This window comes from Streptomyces sp. ICN903, from assembly GCF_022015835.1.
Classification (GTDB): domain Bacteria; phylum Actinomycetota; class Actinomycetes; order Streptomycetales; family Streptomycetaceae; genus Streptomyces; species Streptomyces fenghuangensis.
The window spans coordinates 1-2,463 of the sequence record NZ_JAKMAY010000489.1 but is presented as its reverse complement, the minus strand read 5'-3'; the positions used below and the strand labels follow the sequence as shown (position 1 = coordinate 2,463).

Here is a 2,463-nt window from a genome sequence, read left to right as displayed (position 1 = left end):
GTGGCGGCTTCGGTGACGGCTTCGGTGGCGGCTTCGGTGTCGGGGGAGGCGTCGGGGCCGGGTTCCCGCTCGGGTCCGGGGCGGGAGGCCGTGTCGGAGGACACCGGCCTCACCGCTGGGCGGCGCGGGAGAGCGCCAGGGTGCCGGCGACGGCCGCGACGACGGTGGGGTGGTGGTGGTCCCGGAAGCGCTGGGCGGCGTCCCCCTCGACCTCCTTGCCGTCCCGGGGCATCAGCCCGTCCTCGTGCTGCACCGAGGCCAGCTCCTCCCACAGCACGGGATCGGCGTAGGGCTCGCGCAGGCAGCTTCCGACGATCAGCAGCTCGGTGACGAGGTCCCACTCCTGGACCTCCCGCCAGATGTCCAGCCACACCGGCAGCCAGAGCTGGAGGTACTCCTCCAGGTGCGGCGGCAGGTCACCCGGGCGGGCGCCCCAGTCGGTGATGTGGAAGACGGTGTGCGTCACGCAGTAGGCCGTCATCCAGTCGATCACCCACGGCTCGGGGGTGTTGCCGAGCCAGGTGGCGTCGGTCAGCCGCTTCCAGTCGGTCTCGCGCGCCAGGCCCGTCAGGCGGGCGGCGTTGGCGACGGCGAGGCGGCGGTTGGGCACCTGCTCGACGGCGTCCATCGTGACCAGGCCGCCGAGGTGGTCCAGCAGCGCCTCCAGACGCCGGTGGCGGTAGCCGGCGCGGACGAAGTGCGCGTACAGCTCCAGCGGGTCGACCATCATCATGTAGCGCAACTGCCGCTCGTAGAGCATGTCGCCGCCGCGCAGCTCCCACCAGGCGAAGTCGAGCAGTTCGCGGGCCGTGCGCTCCTCGCTCGCGGAGGCCAGCCCCTCGCGCAGCACCAGGGAGGCGGCCAGGGCCGTCTCGCCCAGCGGCTTGTAGATGCTGTCGGGGTCGGCCATGTCCGAGGTGGTGCCGGGCGGCAGGGTGCCCAGCTCGCAGTGGCGGCGCAGCCAGCCGAGGGCGCGGGTGGCCACCCGGTGCGCCGACCGCCCCACGGGGGCGGGGGCCTCGGCGGTGGTGCGGGGCGTGCTCATGCGGTCGGTCCTCCCGGCCTCTGCGGCTGCGTACGGTCCAGCAGGCCGCGGGCGACGGCGGTGTCCAGCGCGGTGCGCCCGCCTCCCCCGCAGTGCAGTTCGAGGTGCCGCACCAGGGCGGCCGTGTCGAGGTCCGGGCGTGCGCCGCGGTGCAGCGCGCAGGCGAGCCAGCGCGCCAGGCGGGCCGCGGTGGGGTAGTCGCGGCGGAGCATCGCGCGGGCGGCGCCCCGGCTCAGATCGCACAGCCGGTCCAGGGCGGTCCCGTGGACGGGGCCGTCGACGTTCGGCAGGGCGAGAGGGGAGAGCTGCGCCATGCTCAGGGACAGCTCGCGCCAGGAGGAGCCGGCGCCGCCGGGGGGCGCCGGCTCGCGTACGCCCAGGGTGTCCTCGGGAGTGTCGGTGGGGGTGTCGTTGAGGGTTTCGCCGGGGGAGCCACCGCCGTACCGCGCGAGGAGCCGCACGGTCGTCCAGTCGCGCCACGCGGCCTCGGGCGTGGCGTTCGGAGCGGGCGGAAAGATTCGCAGGGACTCGGCCACCGCCCGGGCGTCGCCGGGCCCGAAGGGCGCTCCGGCCAGCAGCGCGGGGGCGAACACGTCGGGTCCCAGCACCCGTACGGCCGCCAGTGCGACCTTGGGGTCGGGGGCTTCGTCCACCTGGGAGGCCACCACCGCCGGATCCCCGGCGCCCCGCAGGGCACCGAGGACACGGTCGGCCAGACTCTCCACCGCCGCGGCGTAGTCCGTGCGCGATGGGGTGTCCGGATTCGGCATCAGTGACCTACCTCTCTTGTTCGGTATGTCATGTTATGCCGATTCCGTTTGTTTCTGTCGCATCATGCCGCTTCCTGTCGCATCCCGCTGTGAAGCGGTCGCGTCACTTCTCCCGCGGCTCCCTGGGGGAGAGCAGGAGCGCGAGCAGCAGCAGGCCGATCGCCTCCGGCGCCCACACGGGCGCGTCGCTGACCGGGGCCTCGCGCGTGGTCATCAGGTCGGCGACCATGTCCCGCTCTGCCGGAGCGGCGGGGGCAAGGGTGGTTCCCGTGGTGTGGGTGAGCATCTGGGTCCTCCTCGGTGGGATGCCAGGTGGATGTCACCGCCCGGTGTGGGCGGCTTCACATACGACGTTACGAATGCACCTCTGAATGCGCATATGCGCTTTTGATCCGCTTTGCGGGATCCCGTGTTCCGTGTATGAGGCGGGAGGGGGCGGCTGACCACGGGAAACGGGCCGGAGCGCGCCGGCGGCCCTCGGGGGAACGGGCCCGGAAAGGCGGTCGAGTATTCACCCGTACGGAGTAGGTGGGCGAGGTGCGGCGCGGCCCGCGGCCCGCATCCGCCGTCCGGGGGCGTCCGCCGGCCGGGCCGTGTGCGGCGCCGGTACGGGAGCGGTCGGGCGCGCCTTCGGCGGCTGTCCGCTCC

The 2,463-nt window shown here is 73.9% G+C and carries 3 protein-coding genes; all 3 read right to left on the bottom strand.

Features of this window, described 5'->3' with window-relative positions; translation table 11 throughout:
- Positions 1-109: 109 nt before the first annotated feature.
- The 3 genes from L7D48_RS28060 to L7D48_RS28050 all read right to left on the bottom strand — a co-directional run bounded on the left by L7D48_RS28060 (position 110) and on the right by L7D48_RS28050 (position 2,101).
- Entirely contained in the window at positions 110-1,045 is a 936-nt protein-coding gene (locus L7D48_RS28060; RefSeq protein WP_237883790.1) for a hypothetical protein, read from the bottom strand.
- Entirely contained in the window at positions 1,042-1,815 is a 774-nt protein-coding gene (locus L7D48_RS28055) for a hypothetical protein (protein ID WP_237883788.1), read from the bottom strand. The genes L7D48_RS28060 and L7D48_RS28055 overlap by 4 nt, the downstream gene beginning before the upstream one ends.
- Positions 1,816-1,918: 103 nt before the next feature.
- Positions 1,919-2,101, bottom strand: a complete 183-nt coding sequence (locus tag L7D48_RS28050; protein WP_093657563.1) for a hypothetical protein — start codon at positions 2,099-2,101, stop codon at positions 1,919-1,921.
- Positions 2,102-2,463: the final 362 nt, after the last annotated feature.

Coding starts and splice junctions, on each gene's coding strand:
- L7D48_RS28050 (WP_093657563.1), bottom strand. CDS start 2,101: ATGCTCACCCACACCACGGGAACCACCCTTGCCCCCGCCGCTCCGGCA.
- L7D48_RS28060 (WP_237883790.1), bottom strand. CDS start 1,045: ATGAGCACGCCCCGCACCACCGCCGAGGCCCCCGCCCCCGTGGGGCGG.
- L7D48_RS28055 (WP_237883788.1), bottom strand. CDS start 1,815: ATGCCGAATCCGGACACCCCATCGCGCACGGACTACGCCGCGGCGGTG.